The following is a 19,210-nucleotide window of genomic DNA, read 5'->3' on the forward strand; positions in this document are numbered from 1 at the left end:
TCCTAGGAGGGTGCCGCCATGACGATCAGGACCGCGTTCCTCGCCGCCCTTGCCTCCCCTGCCGCTGCTCGCCGGCGCCGCGTCCGCCCATGATGGCTGGGGTGGCGGCTATGGCTACGGCCGCCCGGCCTATGGCTACGACCAGGGCTGGCGCGAGCGGGAGGCGCGGCGCGAGTGGATGGAGGCGCAGCGGGCCCGCGAATGGGCCTGGCAGCGGCACCGGATGTGGGAGGAGCGGCGCTTCGAGCCGCCGCGCGGCTATGGCTGGGGCCCGCGCTGGTAGAAAAGGTCGGGGAGGGAAACAGGTGTTCCCTCCCCGCACCCCTCCCTTCCCTTTTCTGAGTCGGGCATCCGCCGCGCGGCGAGTGCCGGACTCGGAAAAATAGATGAGGGGTCCGGGGAGAATACCTTCTCCCCGGCCTTCCTTACTTCCGCCGCAGCGCGAAGGGCAGCGTCAGGAAGCCCAGCACCACCGCGAACCACAGCGTCGCCAGCCGCACCAGGATGGTGGTGACGATCGCCGCGGCCTCCGGCACCTCGACCAGCCGCAGCAGGCCGAGCAGGCTGAAATCCGCCGCCCCCAACCCGCCCGGCATCAGCGACACCGCCCCGGCCACGGCCGAAAGGCAGAAGACCAGCATGCTGCCGCCGAGGCCCATCGCGGTGCCGAGCGCGTGCAGCACCAGCATCAGCACCAGGCACTCCGCCAGCCAGCCGAGCAGGGACAGGCCGAGCGCCGGCCAAGCACCGCCGGCCGGCCGATCGCCGGCAGGGTGGCGCAGACCTCCCGCGCCCGGGCAAACAGCTTCGGCGCCCGGCGCACCCGGCGCTCCACCCAGTCCACCACCTGCAGCAGCAGCCCGGCATGGGTCAGCGCCGCCAGCAGCGCGACGCAGATCACCGCCAGCACCGCGGTCACCGCCACATACTGGCTGGTCAGCGCCGCGCCCGCGAGGGCGAGGAGGCAGATCGCCACCATGTCCATCACCCGGTCGCCGGCCAGCAGCGGCATGCTGCGGGTATAGGGCACGCCGTGATGGCGGTTGAGCAGCCAGAGCCGCACCACCTCCCCCACCTTGCCCGGGGTCACGGTCAGGGCGAAGCCGGCGAAGAAGTAGAGCAGCGGGCGCGGCTGGCGCCGCCACCCCGAACGCGCGGCCCAGCACCACCCAGCGGGCGCCGCGCATCAGGTAGTTGCAGAAGGACAGCGCCAGGCAGGCGGCGATGGTCGCCGGGGAGAGCAGCGCCGCGGCGGCCGCGGCATCGCTGTCCCGGGCGAACCACAGCACCAGGCCGCAGGCCGCCAGGAAGGCGGCCAGGGTCGCCGCGGTGCGGGCCAGGGCGCGGCCGAGCCGGGGCGGAGCAGCGGTGTCCCGGTCGCCGGGTAGGACAGCGGCCTCGGCGGGGGCCGGGGAGAGGATATTGCGTTGCACCACCCCGCCATAGCGCCGGAGGCCGCCGCGCCGCGCTACACCATGACGCCAGCCCTCGCGCCGCGGCATTCCCCCGGCTTTTCCCTCAATCCGCGCTTGACCCCCGCCGCATTCCGCCGCAAGCGCACCTCCCGCGCCGCCGCGGCGCATCCCTTCTCCCCCAGAGGTGGAACAGTGCTCGCACTCCGCGTGATCCCCTGCCTCGACGTGAAGGACGGCCGCGTCGTGAAGGGCGTGACTTTCGTCTCGCTGCGCGATGCCGGCGACCCGGTTGAGCAGGCCCGCGCCTATGGCCGGGAGGGCGCCGACGAGGTCACCTTCCTCGACATCGGCGCGACGCACGAGAACCGCGACACCATGTACGACGTGGTTTCCCGCACCGCGGCCGAGGTCTTCATCCCGCTGACCGTCGGCGGCGGCGTGCGCTCGGTGGAGGATGTCCGCCGCCTGCTGCTGGCCGGCGCCGACAAGTGCAGCATCAACAGCGCTGCGGTCGCCGAGCCCGAATTGGTCACCCGCGCGGCGGAGGCCTTCGGCAGCCAGGCGATCGTCGTCGCCGTCGATGCCCGCCGGGTCGCGGACGGGCGGTGGGAGGTCTTCACCCATGGCGGCCGCAAGGGGACCGGGATCGACGCCGTCGGCTGGGCGGAACGGATGGCCGAGGCCGGGGCGGGCGAGCTGCTGGTGACCTCTGATGGACCGGGACGGCACCAAGTCGGGCTTCGACCTCGACCTGCTGCGGGCGATCCGGGCGCGGGTGCGGCTGCCGCTGGTCGCCTCGGGCGGGGTCGGCACGGTCGGCCATTTCGTCGAGGGGGCCCTGGCTGGCGCCAGCGGCCTGCTGGCCGCCAGCGTGTTTCATTACGGGGAATTCCGCATCGCGGATGCCAAGGCGGCGCTGGCCGCCGCCGGCCTGCCGGTGCGGCCCCTCGCGGAGGCTGCCTGAATGGGCAAAGACATCATCAAACTGGCGAAGAAGAAGCCGGGCAAGGCGCTGCCGCTGGCTGCCGGCGCGCCGGCCAAGGTGAAGAAGAAGCCGGCCAAGAAGCGCGCCCTGCTGCCGCTGCCGGCCGGCGTGCCGGCCAAGGCGAAGAAGCCGCCCAAGGCGGTGCGCAAGGCGGAGTCACGGCACCTCCGGCCGCTGGACCTGGCGGTGGCGGGTGGCGACGCCACGGTGCTCGACCGGCTCTGGCGGACGATCGAGAGCCGCCGCGAAGCGGGCGACGTGGAGACCAGCCATTCCGCGCGGCTGATGGCGCGCGGCACCGCTGCAAGGTCGCCCAGAAGCTGGGCGAGGAAGCGGTGGAATGCGTGATCGAGGCGGTGCAGGGCCACCGCGCCGAGACCATCCTCGAGAGCGCCGACGTGCTCTACCACCTGCTGGTGGTCTGGGTGGATGCCGGCATCCGGCCGGAGGAGGTCTGGGCCGAGCTGCGCCGGCGGGAAGGCATCAGCGGCATCGCCGAGAAGGCGGCGCGGCCGAAGGGCATCGTGCGGGCGGCGCGGACGACGAAGCTGCCCTGAAGGCCGGCGGGCCGCGCCCAGGGTTGTGGCCGGTGCCGGACCGGCCGGCGCCGGGTGGGAGAAGCTTGCCCCGCGCCGCCTGGCCGACCGTCCCGGGATCGGTGATGGTCAGCGGCCGGAGGCGGTGAGGGTGCCATCCTCGGCCACCGCGCCGGTGCTGGTGCCGCCGATCACCGCGTTGCCGGCCACCGCCGCGATGCTGCGGCTGGCCGTCGACGTCGCGCTGCGGCCGATGGCATCGGTGATGGTACAGGCGAAGCTGTCCTGGCCATTGGCACCCGCCTTGGGGATGCAGGTGAAGCTGCCATCCGCGGCCACCGAGACACTGCCGCCCAGCGCGGTGGCGAAGATGCCGGCCGCGACCTTCGGGCCGCCGGCGGGCGCTGCTGTCATTGGCCGGCAGCCCATGCGCGGCGTCCATCAGGAGGGTCGCGTCCTCGGTCCCGTCGAAGCTGTCGGCCACGGCCTCCGGGCCGTGGATCATCTCGGCGAAGGACTTCCCGTGCCGTCGAGGCGCAAGAGATCGGAGGTGAAACGGGCGGCGGGCGTGGCGGCGGCCAGGAAGCCGGCCAGCCTGCCGAACTCCGCCTCCACCGCGGCATCAGGCTGGTGGCCGCTGACGGTGATGACCGGCTCGGTCGCTGCCGATGCCGCCGTCGATGGTGTCGCCTCCGGCGAAAGGGCTGCGCAGGTCCTGTTGCGATTCAAGCATCAATCCAAGGTTGCATTGTTTCTGTTTCGACGAAGAATTGGCGGAAGGCCGCGTCTATGGGGGACGCAAGCCGGGGCTTGATGGCCGGGCCGCGCGCGGCCAAGAGCCTGGGGGAAGCGAGCAAGGGATCCCACGCCATGTCCGTCACCGGCCTGCCGCCCTACGATGACAGCAACATCTTCGCCCGCATCCTGCGCGGCGAGATCCCCTGCAAGCGGGTGGCGGAAGACGACTACGCCCTCGCCTTCCACGACATCGCGCCGCAGACGCCGGTGCATGTGCTGGTGATCCCGAAGGGCCGCTGGGTCAGCGCCGCCGACTTCCACGCCGGCGCGGAGGATGCCGCGATCGCTGGCTTCTGGCGCATGGTCTCGGCGGTCGCGAAGGCGCAGGGGCTGGAGGCGACGGGCTACCGCATCCTGTCCAACATGGGCCAGGACGGGGGCCAGGAAGTGCCGCATTTCCACGTTCACCTCTTCGGCGGCCGCCGGGTCGGCCGCATGGTCCCCCTCTGAGACGACAACGGACTTGTCACTGCGCCAGTGAGTGTCCCTGACGTCCAAAACCGGTAACGGCGTGATCCTAAACAAGGAAATGGCAAGGCAACCCAAATCCCATGGGCGGCCCTGCGGAATTGCGATCAGTCAACAATAGCTTAGGCGGCAGAGCGGTCAGAGCGCGCCCAGGCAGTTAACAAGCCTGGCCCGCAAGGCTGCTGTGCTCGTCTGGAGCGGCCGCGCTCGGATAGGAAGCAGGCCGCCACGCTTATCAGGCCAAACCAGTCATCGCGGGTCCGGCGGGGATTGCCCTCTCCCTGGCCTGAGCGCGCCCATGCCGCCGGGCATGCGACATGACGCCGCCACGTTGGCGGCCCGGCCGCAAGGTTGAGAATCGTCCGCCGCGCGGCTTCTGGTCGTGCCCCTTGTGGTAGCGCAGGAGGCCAGCCCGGGTCTGGACGGCCATCGCGGTGATCCTGGGCAGGGCCGGGTTGCCGCGAGCTGCACCCCGAACCTCGGAACGACCACGGTGGCCGAGGACGGGATTGCCCTCCGCGCGCTCCTGGAGAAGGGCTCGGATGCTACCTTCCTCCGCAAGAGGATCGGCTTTGCTGCGCAGCGTCGCGAGGGCATAAACGCCCGGATGAGTGAACCTGCCCGAACAGGCACGCGATCCGGTCTAACGCCGCCGGCCGCCCAGCAATCCACCGAAGCCGCGCACGACCTCCTGCGCGATGTCCTGGACCTCGCGCGGGACCAGGGGATCGGGACCGGGGTGGCCTCCGGCACCGGTCCGGCGCGGCCCAGGCGGGCAAGCGCCAGCGCGCTTCCACAATCGCCCTCAAGCGGGGCGCTGCCGGTGGCACCGCGGAGGAACTCCGCGGTGCTGCTCCGCCAGAGCCGGTTGGCGATCGTGTCCCCCATCACCTGCGCCAGCGCCGCGCCGGGCTCCACCCCGGTGCGCGGCGATGCCAGGCTGCCGCCGACCGTCACCGGCGTGCGCATGGCAAGCCCCAACACCCGGATGTCGGGCAGCAGCCGCGCTGCGACCGTCTCATCGCGCAGGTTGAGCGCCATGCTGCCCTCGATCCGGCCGAACTCGCCCTCCACCAGCAGCGCCGTGCTCTGCGCGAGGCCGGCCTCCGCCGACAGGCGCAAGGCCACGCAGCGGAACTCCAGGCCGCCGGAAGGCGCGCCGCGCGGCAGCAGGGCGCGCACCAGGTCCGGCCCGATGGACAGGGCGCTGCCGCCGCGGAAGCGGCCGCCGACCATGGCGAACCCGGCCTCGCCCGAAGCCGTCGCAGCCAGGGCCGGCAGGGTCGCGCCCTGCCCGCGCAGGTCGAGGACGAGCTCGGCCTGCCCCTCGAGGCCGGCAGGGGTGCCGAAGGCGCGGCGGAGAGCGGCGAGGTCCAGCCCGCGGCCGCGGCTCTCGAGCCGCAGGGCCGCCACCGGCGTCGGCGCCGCCGCGTCCAGGGTGAGCCGCCCGGCCAGCATGCCGCCGGGCAAGGTGGCGACGAGCGGATCGAGCGCGAGCCGCCCATTCGCCAAGGCCACCGTGGCGGCCGCGTCGCGCCAGGTCACGCCCCCGGCGCGAATGGTCGCGGCGGACAGGGTCAGCGCGGCGTCCAGGGCGCGCAGCGCATCCACCGGCAGCGCCGCCGCCGGGATCAGCCGCTGCGCCGGCCGGCCCGCGCGGCTTGGCGCGGCACCGCCCAGCGCGTCGAGGTCAAGCCGGCGCATCGCCAGCCGGCCGCGCAGGCTCGGGCGGGGCGCGGCCCCGATGGCGAGCTTGCCCTGCGCCTCCAGCTCGCGCGACGTCACCGACAGCGCCGCCAATTGCAGCTCCGGCGTGCCCAGGCCGGTCAGCCGCGCCGTCGCGGCGAGGCCGGTGAGGCGCGGCAGGGCGGCGCCGACGACCGGCCCGAGCCGCGCCAGCTCCGGTATCGCCAGCCGCGCCTCGAAGGGCGTCGCGCCGATCTGCCCGTCGCGCGGCACGCTGCCGGCCAGCACCAGCTGTGACGGACCGGCGGTGAGGGTGGCCTCCACCGGCCAGGACGCCACCGACGCATCGAGCAGGCGGTGCAGCGGCGGCAGCGCCAGGGCGAGTCCGAGCTCCGCGCCGTTCCGGCGGCCCTTCGCCGAGACGGCGACCGGCTCCTCCAGGCTGGCCGCGCGCAACTCCGCCCGCGTCAGCCGCAGGCCCGCCAGGAGGGCGCCAGCCTCCGTCGTGCCGATGCGGACGACGAGGTCCGACACAGCCGGGATGGGGCTGCCGGGGCCGAGCTGCGCCGTGACCTTGACCGGCCCGGGGGCCAGCGGCAGGTCGCGCTGGAAGAGGCTGCGCGCCAGCCGCGCCATCGCCCCCGGCTCCGCCCGCGCGTCCAGGGCCAGCGACCAGGCCGGCTGACCGGGGCTGCGCGGCCAGCGCCCGCGCAGGCCGAGCCGCAGCCCCGCGCCCGTCACCTCCGCCGTGAGCGGCTGCGCGCTTTCGTCTCCGCACCCAGGCTCGCCGCGACGGACAGCGCCTCTCCATTCAGGCGGAAGCGCCCGTCGAGGGCGAGGGGGGCGTCCGGGGCGTCGCGTGCGACGCTCAGCGACTCGATCTCGATCCGGTCCACCGCCGCGCCGGGCAGGTGGATGCGGGAGGAGTCGATCCTCAATGCCGCGATGCTGAGCCCCGGACCGGCCGCCTCCGTGCCGCCCCCCGAAGCTCCAGCTCGCCACTCCCGCCGCGTTGCGCTCGAGCAGGAGATCCGCGTCGGCCAGCAGCAGGCCATGGATCTCCACGCGGCGTTCGAGCAGCGGCAACAGGGCGAGCGTCACCTCGAGCCGGCCGATGCGCGCGAATTCCGGCGCCGAGCCGCCCGCGATGTTGCCGATCGACGCATCCGCCAGCGCGATCCGCGGCCGCAGCCCGAGCCGGAGGGAGAGGCTGCCATGCGTGACCGGGCGCCCGACCACGCGCTCCAGCGCCGCGTCCACCGCGGCGGTGAGACGCCCCTGCGCGATGGCGGCCTGCAGCGCCGCGATCAGGCCGGCCGCGAGGAGCGGCAGGGCGGCCACGGCAACGAGGAGGAGACGCGTCCGGCGCCTCATGGCGGCAGCGATCCGCGGCGGGCCGGGTCGGAGCGGCGGCGTCTTCGCCCATGCGAAGCCCCGCCGTGCCAGGTGTTGGCCATCGTCGTAGGGCGCCCGCACGAAGCCCGGCTCGAAGGGCCGGTCGAGCTGCTTCGTGAAGCCGGAGCCGAGATGGGCGAGGTCGTCGTCCACGCCGTCGCGCCGGGCGAGGAAACGGAGCGCGACGGCATCGTCGAAGCCGCTGGCCGCGAGCATGCCCGAGACGGCGCGGGCGGCGTTGCTGAGGCCGCGGCGGGTCCAGGCTGGCCCCATTCGGAATCGAGCCGCACGTTGCGGATCGGGCGGGCCCAGGCCGGCTGGGTTCGCTGGCGCCGCACGACGGCGGCGCGCCGGGCGCTGGTCGCCGCCATGGGACAAGGTAAAGGCCTGCATCACGGTGCCGCCGTCCGCATGCATCTCCTGGCGCGGCACGCCGTCGAGCGCGCACAGATGGCCGCTGCCGGGGATCGCGCCGATGGTCCAGACGACCGGCGGCTGCGCGTCGATATCCGCGGTGACGATCGGCAGCAGGCGGCCCCCGCGGTAGCCCTGCGCGATGGCGACGAGCATCGTCTCGTCAAGCGTATCGCGCGACGGTGCTGAAAAGCGGCGCGGTGTCGGCCAGCGCGTCGTTCCAGCCGGAGCGGCAATGGGCGAAGGGCGCGGTCAGCGCGCCGATGGAGATGTCGGTCGCCAGGTCGAAGGCCGGCCACCTGCCGTGCGGCGTCCAGCCGTTCAGCAGCCCGGAGCCGAAGGCACCGTTCCCGCTCCCGCCGGGGACGGCGAGCAGGTTCGGATCGGGCACCTGCGCGAGCTCCGGCAGGCCGAGCGCCGGACGCCTGCACGCGAGGGGGCCAGGATCTCCGGGTCGATCCCGACCCGACCTTCCGGCGTGAGGATCCGGCAACGCTCCCTGGCCAGGCCGAGGGCGCGCGCGTCACCCGATCGGTTGACCGGCATGTCGGCAGGCCGCGGCCGGATGGCGCAGCCCGGCAGGAGGGGCGCCACCCCCGGTCCAAGCGTGTCACCCAGCAACGCGCGCCACGACGCGCGGCGGCCCTTGGACCGGTCGATGACCACACCCGATATTCCTGACGCAGCACCTTGGATCTGTACGCGATGGCTTCCGGGTCAGAAACCGCGTCGGCGGCCAAGCGGCCCTTGCCCGTCGGGAAATGCACGCCCGGCACAGGGATGGGATTCAGCGGAAACCCCGGACGCCGTCACCTGCAACGGGTGACACGACGAAGGGTGTCGGCCGCCTGGGTCAGCAGGCGGCCCCCGATCCCGCACCGCCCCAGAGCCGGCACGGCCTCGACCGGGTTCGACGGGGCGAGGCCGAGCCGGTCGAGCTTCCAGGTGACCAGCACACTGCGCTCGCGGGCGTGGTCCAGCGCCGCGCCCTATCCCAGACGCAGGCCGATGCTGCGGATCAGCTCGCCCCAACGCCCCCGCTCGGCAGCGACCATGGCACTGAACTCGGCCGGCTGGTTGCCGCGCAGCTCGGCGCCCTGTGCCACCATCTGGTCGCCCAGCCGGGCTTCGGACAGCGCCACATGCGTCGCCGCCACGACCTTGCGCACCGCCGGATCCGGCACTCCGGCCGGCGCGAACAGCCCGTACCAGTAGGGCTGCGCGATGTCGGGGAAGCCGGCTTCGGCGAAGGTCGGCACATCCGGCAGCGCGGCGATGCGGTGGTCCCCGGTCACCGCCAGCGCCCGGATGTCGCCGTTGCGCACCAGGCCGACATAGGAGGCGACGCCGTCGAAGGTCATCGCCACGTCGCCGCGCATCATCATCTGCTGCGCCGCCGGGGTGCCGCGATAGGAGACGTCGAGCAGCTCGATGCCGGTCGCCTGCTTCAGCCGCTCGCCGGACAGGTGCGCAACCAGCCCGACATTGGCCGCATAGGGCATCGGTTGCGGCAGGGCGCGGGCATAGGCAACCAGCTCGCCCACCGTGCGCACTGGCAGCTTGGGGTCGCAGAACAGCGCGAGCTGGCCGCGCATCAGCAGGGTCAATGGCTGGAACTGCTCGACCCGGAACGGCAGGTTGGCGAACAGATGCGGCGTGACGCAGAAGGTCGAGGAGGAGGTCAGCAGCAGGGTGTAGCCATCCGGCTTCTGCTGGGAGACATGTTCCGCCGCCACTACGCTGGCAGCGCCGATGCGGTTGTCCACCACCACGGGCTGGCCCAATTGCGCCTGCAGCACCGGCGCCAGCGCGCGGGCCAGGATGTCGGGCTCGCTGCCGGCGGTGAAGGCCACCACCAGCCGGATCGGCCGCGCTGGCCAGGCCTCCTGCGCCCCGGCCCGGGACGCCAGCAGGCCTGTCGCCGCAAAACCACCGAGCGCACGGCGTCCGATCGGGTGTTGCATGCCCTTCCTCCCCTGCCGTGGCGCGACGCTAAGCCGCGGCGCGCGGCGCCGCCACCCCGAGCGCCTTCTGGATATCGGGGATGATGCGGCTGCCCCAGAGCTCGATCTGCCGCATCATCGTGCGGTGGTCGAAATCGCCGATCTGGGTCTGGATCGCGATGTGCTTGGGCTTCAGGATGCCGATCTCCTCCAGCATCTTGTCCACAACCCGGTTCACGCTGCCGACCGGCAGGTTGGCCCGCATCTGCTCGAAGCTGAGGTCGTTGGGGCTCGGCTCCTCGCGCACCAGGAAGCCGTCGTCGGATTGCGCCCGGCGGTATTTCAGCGCTTCCGAGATGCGGCGCGAGTAGCGCGCACTGTCGAGGTAGCTGTCGATCTCCGCCGCGTTGTCGCTGGCATAGGCGCAGCGCAGCATGGCGAAGCGGCAGTCGTCGATGCTGCGGCCCTCGGCCTGGGCCACGCCGGCGAGCTGGTTGCGGATCTCCTGCAGCCGCTGCCGCCCGTTCAGCAGCGCGGTGACGAACAGGTTGTGCCCCTCGCGGATCGCCCGCGCCTGGGTCTGCGCATTGCCCGAGGTGATCCAGATCGGCGGCATCGGCGTCTGCAGCGGCCGCATGCTGATCGAGGTCAGCGGCATCCGCAGATGCCTGCCGTCATAGCTGAAGGCACGCTCGGTCAGGCCCAGCTTCAGAATATCGAGGAACTCGTGGAAGATTGCCGGCGCCTCGGCGATGTCGACGCCGAAGCGGTCGAACTCGAATTTCTGGTAGCCGGAGCCGACCCCGAGATCGAGCCGGCCCTTGCTCAGCGTGTCGGCGAAGCCGATCTCGGAGAGCAGCCGCGCCGGGCTGTACATCGGCAGGATGCAGACCCCGGTGCCGAGGCGGATGCGCCTCGTCAGCCCGGCCATATGCGCCACCATCATCAGCGGCGAGGCACCGAGGCCGTAGTTGGAGAAATGGTGCTCGGCATACCAGGCATTGTCGAAGCCGGCCTGGTCGGCCAGCACGGTTTGCTCCACCGCGCAATCCAGCACCTCGGCCGAGCTCTGGTGGTAGCCACGCTGCTGCATGAGGATGAAGATGCCGAATCCCATGGCCTCATTCCCTTCCCGAAGGCAGGAGGCTAGCGGCTCGGCATTCCGTGCAACAATGGGGTATAAGCGAGAGGTATCTTTGCATTTTTCGTAAAGGCGGGCCATGCGGCGCCTGCAGGCGATGGAGCTCTTCGCGGCCGCCGTGCGGGAAGGCAGCTTCTCCGCTGCCGGCCGCCGCGCCGGGCTGTCCCCTGCCTCGGTCTCCCGCCAGGTCGCCGCGCTCGAGGCCGCGCTCGGCACCCAGTTGCTGAACCGCAGCAGCCGCAGCCTGGTCCTGACCGATGCCGGGCGGGAATACCTCGCCCGGCTGGAGCCGATCCTGCAGGACATCGCCGCCGCCGAGGCCGCCGCCGCGGCGCTGCAGGCCACCCCGGTCGGCACGGTGCGGCTGCATTCCCGCACCATGTTCGGCCTGCGGGTGGTCACCCCTGCTGCCGGCCTTCCAGGCCCGCTACCCCGAGCTTCGCGTCGAGCTTCGCCTGGCCGAGCGCCCCGCCCGCTTCGCCGAGGACGAGATCGACATCGAGCTTCGCATCGGCGCGCCGCCCGCCGGGCCGTTGATGCAGCGCCTGCTGCTGCGCAGCGAGCGCATCCTGGTCGCCAGTCCCGGCTACCTCGCGGCGCACCCTCCGGTGCGCCGGCCGGACGACCTGCTGGCGCAGCATTGCCTCGCCTATTGGCTCGGGCCGGACGAGGTGACGTGGCGCTTCCTCGCCGCCGGGGCGCTGCAGGAGCTCCGCATCGCCGCCCGGCTCACCGCCAACAATGGCGAGGTGCTGCGCGAGCTCGCCCTGGCCGGCCATGGCATCGCGCTGCTCGACGACTACACCGTGCGCGACGCGCTTGCCGCCGGCCGGCTGGTCCGGCTGCTGCCGGGCTGGCAGGTGACCAATCTGGAATCCGACCAGGGCATCTACGCGGTCTTCCGCCAGGCCGGCCTGCTGCCGGCCAAGACCCGCGCCTTCCTCGACTTCCTCGTGGAGGCCCTGCCGGGCGTGGTCAGCGGCTGACCAACGGCTCGGCGATGCCCTGCGCATCGAGCCCGCCGATGGCGAAGAGCCCGCCCGCCGCCGGCAGAGATCGTGCAGCCGATGGCTGGCCGAGAGCGAGGTGACGAACAGCAGGTCGAGCCGCGGCCCGCCGAAATTGACGCTGGTCGGGTGCCGCACCGGCAGGCGGATGCGCTGCACCAGCCGGCCCGCCCGATCGAAGCGGCCGATCTCGCCGCTGCGCACCAGCGCCACCCAGAGATGCCCCGCGGCATCGACGGTGGCGCCGTCCGGCGCGGTGCCGAGCGGTGCGAGATCGATGAAGGGCGCCTGGCCGCGCACCGCCCCGTCGTGGTAGTCGAAGCGCCAGATCATCCGCCGCGGGCTGTCGGCCAGATAGAGCGTCGCGCCATCCGGGCTGAAGCAGGGCCCATTCGCCGTGGTGATCCCGGCCGCCAATCTGGTGATCGTCGCACCCGCCTCCAGCCGGTAGAGCGCGCCCTGCGGCGCCGCGCCCTCCGCCAGGTTCATGTGCATGCTGCCGGCGAGGAAGCGGCCCTGCCGGTCCACCTTGCCGTCATTCAGGCGGATATCCGGATGCGCCACCGGCAGCCGCCCCAGCAGCGCGGTGGCGCCGGTCGCCGGGTCGTAGCGGTGGAAGCCATCGGCCAGCGCCAGCACGAGGCCGCCATCCGCGCCGAGCCCGAAGCTGCCGACCGGCGCCGGCACCGCCATGTCCCGCCGCCGGCCGGTCGCAAGCTCCAGCCGGTGCAGAGTGCCTGCCAGCGAGATCGACCCAGTAGAGGCATTGCTCCCGCACGCTCCAGACCGGGCTCTCGCCCAGCCGGTCTGTGGTATCGCCGATGCGGTCGATCGCCTGCGCCATCATTCGCCTCCGGCCCGGAATAGCCGGACCCTGACCGACCGGTCAACGAAGGGATGACGCGATGGCGGAGAGGCAGGCGATGCCGCCGGAGGTGGAGGGCGGCGAGGCGACCGAGCGCGTGCTGCAGATCCTCTCCACCTCGGCCCGGCTCTTCGCCACGACGGGCTATGACGGCACCTCGATGCGCGACATCGCGCTGGCCTGCAACATCTCGAAGTCGCTGCTCTACCACCATTTTGCCGACAAGGACGAGATCTTCGCCCGGATCACCCTCGGCTCGACCCGCGAACTCGTGCAATTCGTCGAGGCACGGCTGCCCGAGGGCGCCGCGCCCTCCGCGCGCATCCGCGCCTTCATGGCGGCGACGGGCGAGTATTTCCAGCGCTACCGCTGGGCCTGGATCGCCTCCACCACTGCCTTCTGGAACGACCCGCAGCAGCGCCGGCAGACCGAGCGCATGCTCTGGCGCGACCGCTACGAGGGGCTGATCCGGCGGCTGATCGAGGAGGCGATCGAGGCGGGCGAGATCCGCCCGCTGGACGTGCCGCTGGCCGGCCGCCTGGTGCTCTCGGCGCTCAACTGGATGCATCGCTGGCACAAGCCGGACCAGGGCATGCCGGCGCCCGAGGTCGCCGAGGCCTATTTCGACATGATCTTCCACGGCCTGAAGCGCTGAGCCGGGCGGGCTTGCCGGCCGCCGCCGCGGGAGGATAGGCTGCCCCTGACCGATCGGTCAGGCGACGCGACGGAAGCAGGAGGACGCGCCATGGTCACCGCAGGCAGGGCGGCACCGGGGGCCGGCTTGGACGCCATCCTCCGGCCGCGCTCCATCGCCATCATCGGCGCCTCGCAGGACGCCACCAAGATCGGTGGCCGGCCGGTGCAGCTGCTGCAACGCTTCGGCTTCCCCGGCGCGATCTGGCCGGTCAACCCGCGCGCCGCCGAGGTGCAGGGCCTGCCAGCCTTCGCCTCGGCCGCCGCGCTGCCGGAGGCGCCCGACCTGGCGATCATCGCCGTCGCCGCCGAGCACGCCGCGACGGCGCTCGAGGATTGCGCGGCGCGCGGCGCCCGCGCCGCCGTCGTCTTCTCCTCCGGCTTTGCCGAGCTCGGGGCGGAGGGCGAGGCGGCGCAGGCGGCGCTCGGCGCCATCGCGGCGCGCACCGGCATGCGCATCCTCGGGCCGAGATTGCCTCGGTGCGGTCAGCGTGGCGGAGCGCAGCATCGCCACCTTCTCGATCGTGCTGGAGGGCGCCCTGCCGCCGGCCGGCCCGCTCGGCATCGCCTCGCAGAGCGGCAATCTCGGCAGCTACACCATGCTGCTGGCGCGGGAGCGCGGCATCGGCGTCAGCCGCTTCCTGACCACCGGCAACGAATGCGACGTCGACATCGCCGATGCCATCGCCTGGCTGGCGCAGGACGAAGCGACCAAGGTGGTGCTGGCGGTGCTGGAGACCTGCCGCGACGCGCCGCGCCTGGTCCGCGCGCTGGAGCTGGCACGGGAAGCCGGCAAGCCGGTGGTGGTGCTCAAGATCGGCGCGACCGCGGCCGGCCAGGCCGCCGCGGCCTCCCATACCGGGGCACTGGCCGGCAATGACGCGGTCTTCGACGCGGTCTTCGCCCGCACCGGCGCGGTGCGCGTCCGCAGCGTGGAGGCGCTGCTCGACCTCGGCCATGCGGCGGCGGTCTGCGGCGAGGCGCTGCCGCGCGGCCGCCGCACCATGCTGCTGACCGCCTCGGGCGGCTTCGGCGTGCTGCTGGCCGATGCCGCGACGGCCGTTGGATTGGAGTTGCCGGCGCCGGAGCCGGCGACGCAGCGGCGCATCCTCTCCGTCGTGCCCTTCGCCTCGCCGCGCAACCCGGTGGACGCCACGGCGCAGATGGGCGCGCGGCCCGAGGTACTGGTGGAGATCCTGGCCGCCATACTGGACGACCCGAATCGGCGATGCGCTGCTGCTGCAACTCGCCGCCTCGCTCTACGTGCCTCGGCTGCGCGGCGTCTTCATGCCGGCGCTCAAGGCGATGCGGGAGAAGCATCCGGAGAAGCTGCTGATGCTCTCGGTGCATGGCCCGGCCGATGCGGTGGCCGAGCTCACCGCGCTCGGCATGCCGGTGGTCGATGGCGTCGATGCCAGCACCGCGGCCCTGGCCGGGCTCTGCGCCCTGGCCGAGGCACGCCGCACGCCCCTGCAGCCGGCGGTGGCGCTGCCGCCGGCCGCGCCGCTCGAGGGCGCCGCGCTGCGCACCGAGGCCGCGGCGAAGCGGGCCCTGGCCGAGGCCGGCGTGCCGGTGCTGCCGGAACGCGTGGTGCGGGATGCGGGGAGGCCGCGGCCGCCGCGGCGGAACTCGGCTTCCCGGTGGTGCTGAAGATCGTCTCGCCCGACCTGCCGCACAAGACCGAGGTCGGCGGCGTGGTGCTGGACCTGGCCGATGCCGATGCCGTGGCGGCGGCGCGCGACGCCATGCTCGCCCGCGTCCGCGTGGCCGCGCCGGATGCGCGGATCGAGGGCGCGCTGGTCTCGCCCATGCTGCGTGGCGGCGTCGAGCTCATCCTCGGCAGCAAGCGCGACCCGGTCTTCGGCCCGGTGGTGCTGGTCGGCCTTGGCGGCATCTTCGCCGAGATCATGCAGGACGTGGCGATCCGTCCGGCGCCTGTCGAGGAGGCCGAGGCGCTGGACATGCTGCGCAGCCTGAAGGCCTTCCCGGTGCTCGACGGGGCGCGCGGCCGGCCGAAGGCGGACATCGCCGCGGCGGCGCGGGCGGTGGCGGCGCTGTCGCGCTTCGCCGCGCAGCAGGCGGCGACGGTCGCCGAGGACGACATCAACCCGCTGCTGGTCCGCCCCGAGGGGCAGGGCGCGGTGGCGCTCGACGCCCTCATCATCCCGCGGGAGCAACGGCCATGACCGAGGTGTTTTCGCTGGCCGGGCGCGTCGCGCTGGTGACCGGCGCCGGCAACGGCATCGGCCGCGCCGCGGCGCTGCACCTGGCCGCCATGGGCGCGACCGTCGGCGTCAACGACCTGAAGCCGGAATTCGTGGAGCGGGTGGTGGCCGAGATCGAGGCCGCCGGCGGCCGGGCGATCGGCGTGACGCAGAACATCAGCACGCGGGACGGCATGCGTGCCGCCGTGCTGGGGCTCGCCGAACAGGCCGGGCGGCTCGACATCCTGGTGAACAACGCCGCCTGGGTGCGCTACCAGGCAGTGCCGGACATCGCGCCGGAGACGATGGACCGCATGCTCGATGTCGGCTTCAAGGCGGTGATCTGGGGCATCCAGGCGGCGGCCGAGGCAATGGGCGAGCAGGGCGGCAGCATCGTCAACATCGCCTCCACGGCGGCGGTGCAGGGGCTGCAGAACGGCCTGGTCTATTGCGGCATCAAGGCGGGTGTCACCGGCATCACCCGCGCCGCGGCGGCCGAGCTTGGCCCGCGTGGCATCAGGGTCAATGCCATCGCGCCGTCCGCGATCCCGACCGAGGGCACGCAACGCAACCGCAACGCCGAACGCGATGCGCGTCGCGTCGCCCGCACGCCGCTCGGCCGGCTCGGCGCGGTGGAGGACATCGCCCGCGCCATCGGCTTCCTCGCCTCCGGCCAAGCCGGCTTCGTCACCGGGCAGGTGCTGGTGGTCGATGGCGGGATCACCAGCACGAGCCTCAACGCGGGGTGACGACGGGGAAGATCGTCTCGAAGACGTCCAGCAACGCGAAGAGCCTTGCCGGAAGCGTGGCATCGCCCTCCACCCTGGCGGCGCCTTCCGCCAGCAGGGCCTCGAAGCCGGCGCTGCCCCCCACCAGCCGGTCGAAGGCCGCGCGCGTCGTCGTCACCCGCGCATCCGGCGCGGCGGAGACGGTGCCGAGCCGCTGTGTCAGCGTCGCGTTCTCGAGGTTCTGCGCCACCACCTCGCCGCGGTCGGTGAAATGCCAGTCGATCCGCCAGTGCAGCCCGCCCGCCTGCTCCGCCTTCAGCCGTACGCCGAGCCAGTCGAAGACCACCTCGGTGGACAGCGCCGGCAGCATGTCGGGGCGGAGAAAGCCGACCGCGCGGCTGCCGCCGATGCCGCCGCGCAGTTCCTGCGCCGCCAGCAGGTAGGCGTTGCGCCAGGTGGCGCTCTCCGCTTGGTAGCCCAGTTGCTCATGCGCATCGGCGCAAAGCTCGCGTGCCGCGGCATTGTCCGGGTCGGCGAAGACCAGCTGGTTCATCCAGCTGCCACCCAGCGGTATTCGCCACGGGCGAAGTCCTCCCGAGCGCGCGCCATCACCGCATCCAGCGGGCCGAGATACTCCACCAGCTTGCGCGCCGCCTCGCTCGGCGGCAACGGGTCGAGGTTGGCCGGGTTGCCGTCGTACCAGCTGAGGTAGCGCTGGTAGACCGCCTTGGCATTGTGGCTGACCGTGCCGTAGTAGCCACGGCAGGCCCAGTCCTGCGCCAGGCTGTCGGGCAGCCGCAGGCGCTCCGCGATTTCCGCGGGCCGCAGCCCGTGAGCCGCCAGCCGCAGCGCCTGGTCGTGGATATGCTTGTAGAGATCGCGCTGGCGGCCGAGATAGCCGAGCAGCTTCTCCTGCCCCCAAATTGGCCAATGATGCTGCGCAACCAGGATCTCCGCCTGGTCGCCGAACAGCGCCATGCTGGTGGCGATGGCGTTCGACCAGACCCTTGTGTCGCGTGCCTGGGCGCCGCGCAGCGGGATGAGATGTGCAGGTGGCGGGTGGTGTTCTCCGCCATGTTCAGCACGCGATGCTGCGGCAGCCAGATATGCATCTCGGCCGGCGCCTCGGTCTGCGGCGCCATCTGGAAGACCAGCTCGACGCCGTCGATCGTCCGGCTCTCCACCGGCTCGACGATCAGGTCGGTCGGCGGCAGCAGGGTCGAGACCGCGAGGCCCATGCGCTTGCCGAGCCCGGCATCGACCTGGCCGCGCACGCCGCGATGCAGCGCCCCGCCGAACTGGAAATCTCGCCCGCCGCGCCATCGGAATGCCGGCAAGGACGGATTCCGCGCCCAGCTCCTCCATGAAGCCATCCGGCGCGATCACCGGCACCTGCCCCGCGCGTACCTCGTCCAGGCTGGCGACGCCGAAGGCGCCGCCGAAATGGTCGGCATGGCTGTGGGTGTAGATCAGCGCGCTGACCGGCCTTTGCCGCGATGCGCGCGATAGAGCGCGAGCCCGGTGGCGGCGGCCTCGGCATTGGTCAGCGCATCGATGACGATGACGCCGCGTTCGCCCTCGACGATGGTCATGTTGGCGAGGTCGAGGCCGCGGATCTGGTAGACGCCGGGGCAGACCTCGAACAATCCGTTCGCCATGTTCAGCCGCGCCAGCCGCCAGAGGCTCGGATTCACCTCGGGCGGTGCCTGCTCGGCTTCGAGGAAGCGGTACTCGCCGAGGTCCCAGACCAGCCGGCCGGCCTTGCCGCGCACGACGCCCTCCGGCAATGGCGCGACATGGCCGCGCCAGGCCTCGGCGAAGTCGGCGGTATCGTGGAAGGGCAGTTCCGCCAGCACCGCCTGATTGGCGGCGGCGGTGGCGGCGGTGGCGGGCTTCGCTGCGCTGGGCATGGCCGGTCCTCCTATGCCGCCGCGAGCAGGCGGCCGGCCTGCACATGGCGATCGCCCCATTCGATTCCGCCATCAGGATGCGCCGCGCCAGCCGCGTCGCCGGCAATCCTCGGTCATGCCCATGCCGCCATGCACCTGGATCGCCTGCTCGGCGACGAAGCGCCCGGCCTCGCCGAGCCGCAGCTTGGCGAAGGCGATGTTCTCCGAGCCTGGCTCCCGCAGCGCCGCCTGCACCAGGCCGGTCAGGTTGCGCCAGACGACGTACATCTCCGCCACCCGGTGCCGCAGCGCCTGGAAGCTGGCCAGCGCCGTGCCGAATTGCTGGCGTTGCAGCAGGTAGTCGATGGTCTGCCGGATCAGCGTGCCCATCGCCGCCACCGCCTCGACGCAGCTCAGCAGCGCGCCGAGGTCGCGGGCGCGGGCGATCGACGCGCCAGCATCGGCGGCCAGCAACCGCGCCGGCGCGCCCTGCACTTCGAGGTCAAGGGTGAGCCGCCCATCGATCCGCTCATGCCGGGTGAAGCCGATGCCGGCGGCGCCGAGATCCAGCAGGTAGAGCGCGTCCTCCACCGCAAGCAGCGCGTGGGTCGGCCGGGGCGGCGTCTCCACGCCCGGCGCGCGGCCGCTCACCCGGCCGGCCTCGGCGGTGAAGCCAGCGGCCAGCACGACGCAGGGTTGCAGCCGCCCGGCCGCCAGTTCGGCCAGCAGCGCGTCCTGCCCCGCCAGCAGCGTCGGCGCCACCCCGCAGACCGCCGCGAGCGGCAGCGCCAGCGCCGCGCTGCCGGCACCTTCCGCCAGCGCCGCCAGGTCGAGCAGCGTGCCGCCGGCGCCGCCCTGCTCCTCCGGCACCAGCATCCCGGGCCAGCCGAGCTCCAGCAGCGCCGCCCATTGCGTCGCCAGTCCCGCCGCGCGCGCCGCAGGCTCGTGCAGCGGCGCAAGCGTCGCTGCCGAGGCCTCGGCGAAGCGGCGAGCGGCATCATAGGTGTCGCCGGGCAGCATCGGCCTGGGGTCGAAGGGCATGG

19 protein-coding genes and 7 pseudogenes are annotated in these 19,210 nt (G+C 72.8%); 11 read left to right on the forward strand and 15 right to left on the reverse strand.

The features are described from left to right. The first annotated feature begins 49 nt into the window (after positions 1–49). The gene (locus ACQ86J_RS17510; RefSeq protein WP_431272097.1) at positions 50–283 is read left to right on the forward strand and encodes a hypothetical protein; all 234 of its coding nucleotides are present in this window, start codon (positions 50–52) and stop codon (positions 281–283) included. A 142-nt stretch (positions 284–425) separates the two neighbouring features. Here the strand turns inward: ACQ86J_RS17510 and ACQ86J_RS17515 are convergent, their stop codons facing one another. Together ACQ86J_RS17515 and ACQ86J_RS17520 are read right to left on the reverse strand one after the other, a co-directional pair. Next, on the reverse strand, positions 426–689 hold the full coding sequence (locus tag ACQ86J_RS17515; RefSeq protein ID WP_431272439.1) for a flippase-like domain-containing protein: 264 nt from the start codon (positions 687–689) through the stop codon (positions 426–428). After that, positions 689–1,090 (reverse strand): lysylphosphatidylglycerol synthase domain-containing protein, encoded by a 402-nt coding sequence (locus ACQ86J_RS17520; protein WP_431272098.1) that lies wholly within the window; start codon positions 1,088–1,090, stop codon positions 689–691. The genes ACQ86J_RS17515 and ACQ86J_RS17520 overlap by 1 nt, the downstream gene beginning before the upstream one ends. 517 nt (positions 1,091–1,607) lie before the next feature. Between ACQ86J_RS17520 and hisF the strand changes: the two are divergent. Together hisF and ACQ86J_RS17530 are read left to right on the forward strand one after the other, a co-directional pair. Further along, positions 1,608–2,379: pseudogene (gene hisF / locus ACQ86J_RS17525) on the forward strand (imidazole glycerol phosphate synthase subunit HisF). 195 nt (positions 2,380–2,574) lie between these two features. Then, positions 2,575–2,957: pseudogene (locus tag ACQ86J_RS17530) on the forward strand (phosphoribosyl-ATP diphosphatase). 108 nt (positions 2,958–3,065) lie between these two features. Here the strand turns inward: ACQ86J_RS17530 and ACQ86J_RS17535 are convergent. After that, positions 3,066–3,350 (reverse strand): Ig-like domain-containing protein, encoded by a 285-nt coding sequence (locus ACQ86J_RS17535; RefSeq protein ID WP_431272099.1) that lies wholly within the window; start codon positions 3,348–3,350, stop codon positions 3,066–3,068. 87 nt (positions 3,351–3,437) lie between these two features. Continuing rightward, positions 3,438–3,665 (reverse strand): hypothetical protein, encoded by a 228-nt coding sequence (locus ACQ86J_RS17540; RefSeq protein WP_431272100.1) that lies wholly within the window; start codon positions 3,663–3,665, stop codon positions 3,438–3,440. Between the two features lie 141 nt (positions 3,666–3,806). Here ACQ86J_RS17540 and ACQ86J_RS17545 point away from each other — a divergent pair, with 141 nt between their 5' ends. Next, a complete protein-coding gene (locus ACQ86J_RS17545; protein WP_431272101.1) occupies positions 3,807–4,184 on the forward strand; it encodes a histidine triad nucleotide-binding protein in 378 nt (125 codons plus the stop codon). A 1,059-nt stretch (positions 4,185–5,243) separates the two neighbouring features. Here ACQ86J_RS17545 and ACQ86J_RS17550 read toward each other — a convergent pair. The 5 genes and pseudogenes from ACQ86J_RS17550 to ACQ86J_RS17570 form a co-directional block, all read right to left on the reverse strand. Beyond that, positions 5,244–7,853: pseudogene (locus tag ACQ86J_RS17550) on the reverse strand (AsmA family protein); the annotation flags it as partial. 7 nt (positions 7,854–7,860) lie between these two features. Further along, positions 7,861–8,088, reverse strand: coding sequence for a hypothetical protein (locus ACQ86J_RS17555; protein ID WP_431272102.1), 228 nt, complete (start codon positions 8,086–8,088; stop codon positions 7,861–7,863). Positions 8,089–8,506: 418 nt separating this feature from the next. Beyond that, entirely contained in the window at positions 8,507–8,653 is a 147-nt protein-coding gene (locus tag ACQ86J_RS17560) for a hypothetical protein (RefSeq protein ID WP_431272103.1), read from the reverse strand. A gap of 33 nt (positions 8,654–8,686) precedes the next feature. After that, entirely contained in the window at positions 8,687–9,661 is a 975-nt protein-coding gene (locus tag ACQ86J_RS17565; protein ID WP_431272104.1) for a Bug family tripartite tricarboxylate transporter substrate binding protein, read from the reverse strand. 28 nt (positions 9,662–9,689) lie between these two features. Continuing rightward, positions 9,690–10,862, reverse strand: coding sequence for an LLM class flavin-dependent oxidoreductase (locus tag ACQ86J_RS17570; protein WP_431272440.1), 1,173 nt, complete (start codon positions 10,860–10,862; stop codon positions 9,690–9,692). A 16-nt stretch (positions 10,863–10,878) separates the two neighbouring features. Between ACQ86J_RS17570 and ACQ86J_RS17575 the strand changes: the two are divergent. Both ACQ86J_RS17575 and ACQ86J_RS17580 read left to right on the forward strand, forming a co-directional pair. After that, positions 10,879–10,989 (forward strand): annotated as a pseudogene (locus ACQ86J_RS17575) (helix-turn-helix domain-containing protein); the annotation flags it as partial. A 49-nt stretch (positions 10,990–11,038) separates the two neighbouring features. Further along, entirely contained in the window at positions 11,039–11,767 is a 729-nt protein-coding gene (locus ACQ86J_RS17580; RefSeq protein ID WP_431272441.1) for a substrate binding domain-containing protein, read from the forward strand. Positions 11,768–11,920: 153 nt separating this feature from the next. On the opposite strand, the pseudogene ACQ86J_RS17585 reads toward ACQ86J_RS17580, so the two are convergent. Next, positions 11,921–12,481, reverse strand: a pseudogene (locus tag ACQ86J_RS17585) (SMP-30/gluconolactonase/LRE family protein); the annotation flags it as partial. A gap of 212 nt (positions 12,482–12,693) precedes the next feature. On the opposite strand from ACQ86J_RS17585, the gene ACQ86J_RS17590 reads away from it, so the two are divergent. From ACQ86J_RS17590 to ACQ86J_RS17605, 4 genes and pseudogenes are all read left to right on the forward strand, one after another. Then, complete coding sequence (locus ACQ86J_RS17590; RefSeq protein ID WP_431272105.1) at positions 12,694–13,308, forward strand: TetR/AcrR family transcriptional regulator; 615 nt, start codon at positions 12,694–12,696, stop codon at positions 13,306–13,308. Positions 13,309–13,398: 90 nt separating this feature from the next. Then, positions 13,399–13,758 (forward strand): annotated as a pseudogene (locus tag ACQ86J_RS17595) (CoA-binding protein); the annotation flags it as partial. Between the two features lie 79 nt (positions 13,759–13,837). Continuing rightward, positions 13,838–15,532 (forward strand): acetate--CoA ligase family protein, encoded by a 1,695-nt coding sequence (locus tag ACQ86J_RS17600; protein WP_431272106.1) that lies wholly within the window; start codon positions 13,838–13,840, stop codon positions 15,530–15,532. Beyond that, positions 15,529–16,299, forward strand: a complete 771-nt coding sequence (locus tag ACQ86J_RS17605; protein ID WP_431272107.1) for an SDR family NAD(P)-dependent oxidoreductase — start codon at positions 15,529–15,531, stop codon at positions 16,297–16,299. The genes ACQ86J_RS17600 and ACQ86J_RS17605 overlap by 4 nt, the downstream gene beginning before the upstream one ends. Here ACQ86J_RS17605 and ACQ86J_RS17610 read toward each other — a convergent pair. Together ACQ86J_RS17610 and ACQ86J_RS17615 are read right to left on the reverse strand one after the other, a co-directional pair. Then, complete coding sequence (locus ACQ86J_RS17610) at positions 16,286–16,831, reverse strand: alkyl sulfatase C-terminal domain-containing protein (protein ID WP_431272108.1); 546 nt, start codon at positions 16,829–16,831, stop codon at positions 16,286–16,288. The genes ACQ86J_RS17605 and ACQ86J_RS17610 overlap by 14 nt on opposite strands. After that, positions 16,828–17,256, reverse strand: coding sequence for an alkyl sulfatase dimerization domain-containing protein (locus ACQ86J_RS17615; RefSeq protein ID WP_431272442.1), 429 nt, complete (start codon positions 17,254–17,256; stop codon positions 16,828–16,830). The genes ACQ86J_RS17610 and ACQ86J_RS17615 overlap by 4 nt, the downstream gene beginning before the upstream one ends. Before the next feature lie 68 nt (positions 17,257–17,324). On the opposite strand from ACQ86J_RS17615, the gene ACQ86J_RS17620 reads away from it, so the two are divergent. Then, positions 17,325–17,645: a hypothetical protein gene (locus tag ACQ86J_RS17620; RefSeq protein ID WP_431272842.1), complete on the forward strand. Its 321-nt coding sequence runs from the start codon at positions 17,325–17,327 to the stop codon at positions 17,643–17,645. Here the strand turns inward: ACQ86J_RS17620 and ACQ86J_RS17625 are convergent. From ACQ86J_RS17625 to ACQ86J_RS17635, 3 genes and pseudogenes are all read right to left on the reverse strand, one after another. After that, positions 17,626–17,751 (reverse strand): annotated as a pseudogene (locus ACQ86J_RS17625) (MBL fold metallo-hydrolase); the annotation flags it as partial. The gene ACQ86J_RS17620 and the pseudogene ACQ86J_RS17625 overlap by 20 nt on opposite strands. Beyond that, a complete protein-coding gene (locus ACQ86J_RS17630; protein WP_431272843.1) occupies positions 17,748–18,188 on the reverse strand; it encodes a hypothetical protein in 441 nt (146 codons plus the stop codon). The gene ACQ86J_RS17630 and the pseudogene ACQ86J_RS17625, both read right to left, overlap by 4 nt. Before the next feature lie 72 nt (positions 18,189–18,260). Further along, a complete protein-coding gene (locus tag ACQ86J_RS17635) occupies positions 18,261–19,208 on the reverse strand; it encodes an acyl-CoA dehydrogenase family protein (RefSeq protein WP_431272109.1) in 948 nt (315 codons plus the stop codon). Positions 19,209–19,210 lie beyond the last annotated feature (2 nt).

This window comes from Dankookia sp. P2 (genome assembly GCF_050632255.1).
GTDB lineage: Bacteria > Pseudomonadota > Alphaproteobacteria > Acetobacterales > Acetobacteraceae > Paracraurococcus.

Bases quoted from the DNA above. Each gene is read 5' to 3' on its own strand.
- ACQ86J_RS17590 (WP_431272105.1), top strand. From the start codon at position 12,694: ATGGCGGAGAGGCAGGCGATGCCGCCGGAGGTGGAGGGCGGCGAGGCG.
- ACQ86J_RS17635 (WP_431272109.1), bottom strand. From the start codon at position 19,208: ATGCCCTTCGACCCCAGGCCGATGCTGCCCGGCGACACCTATGATGCC.
- ACQ86J_RS17605 (WP_431272107.1), top strand. From the start codon at position 15,529: ATGACCGAGGTGTTTTCGCTGGCCGGGCGCGTCGCGCTGGTGACCGGC.
- ACQ86J_RS17580 (WP_431272441.1), top strand. From the start codon at position 11,039: ATGCCGGGCGGGAATACCTCGCCCGGCTGGAGCCGATCCTGCAGGACA.
- ACQ86J_RS17535 (WP_431272099.1), bottom strand. From the start codon at position 3,350: ATGACAGCAGCGCCCGCCGGCGGCCCGAAGGTCGCGGCCGGCATCTTC.
- ACQ86J_RS17545 (WP_431272101.1), top strand. From the start codon at position 3,807: ATGTCCGTCACCGGCCTGCCGCCCTACGATGACAGCAACATCTTCGCC.
- ACQ86J_RS17610 (WP_431272108.1), bottom strand. From the start codon at position 16,831: ATGAACCAGCTGGTCTTCGCCGACCCGGACAATGCCGCGGCACGCGAG.
- ACQ86J_RS17515 (WP_431272439.1), bottom strand. From the start codon at position 689: ATGCTGGTGCTGCACGCGCTCGGCACCGCGATGGGCCTCGGCGGCAGC.
- ACQ86J_RS17570 (WP_431272440.1), bottom strand. From the start codon at position 10,862: ATGGCCCGCCTTTACGAAAAATGCAAAGATACCTCTCGCTTATACCCC.
- ACQ86J_RS17565 (WP_431272104.1), bottom strand. From the start codon at position 9,661: ATGCAACACCCGATCGGACGCCGTGCGCTCGGTGGTTTTGCGGCGACA.
- ACQ86J_RS17630 (WP_431272843.1), bottom strand. From the start codon at position 18,188: ATGCCCAGCGCAGCGAAGCCCGCCACCGCCGCCACCGCCGCCGCCAAT.
- ACQ86J_RS17615 (WP_431272442.1), bottom strand. From the start codon at position 17,256: ATGGCGCTGTTCGGCGACCAGGCGGAGATCCTGGTTGCGCAGCATCAT.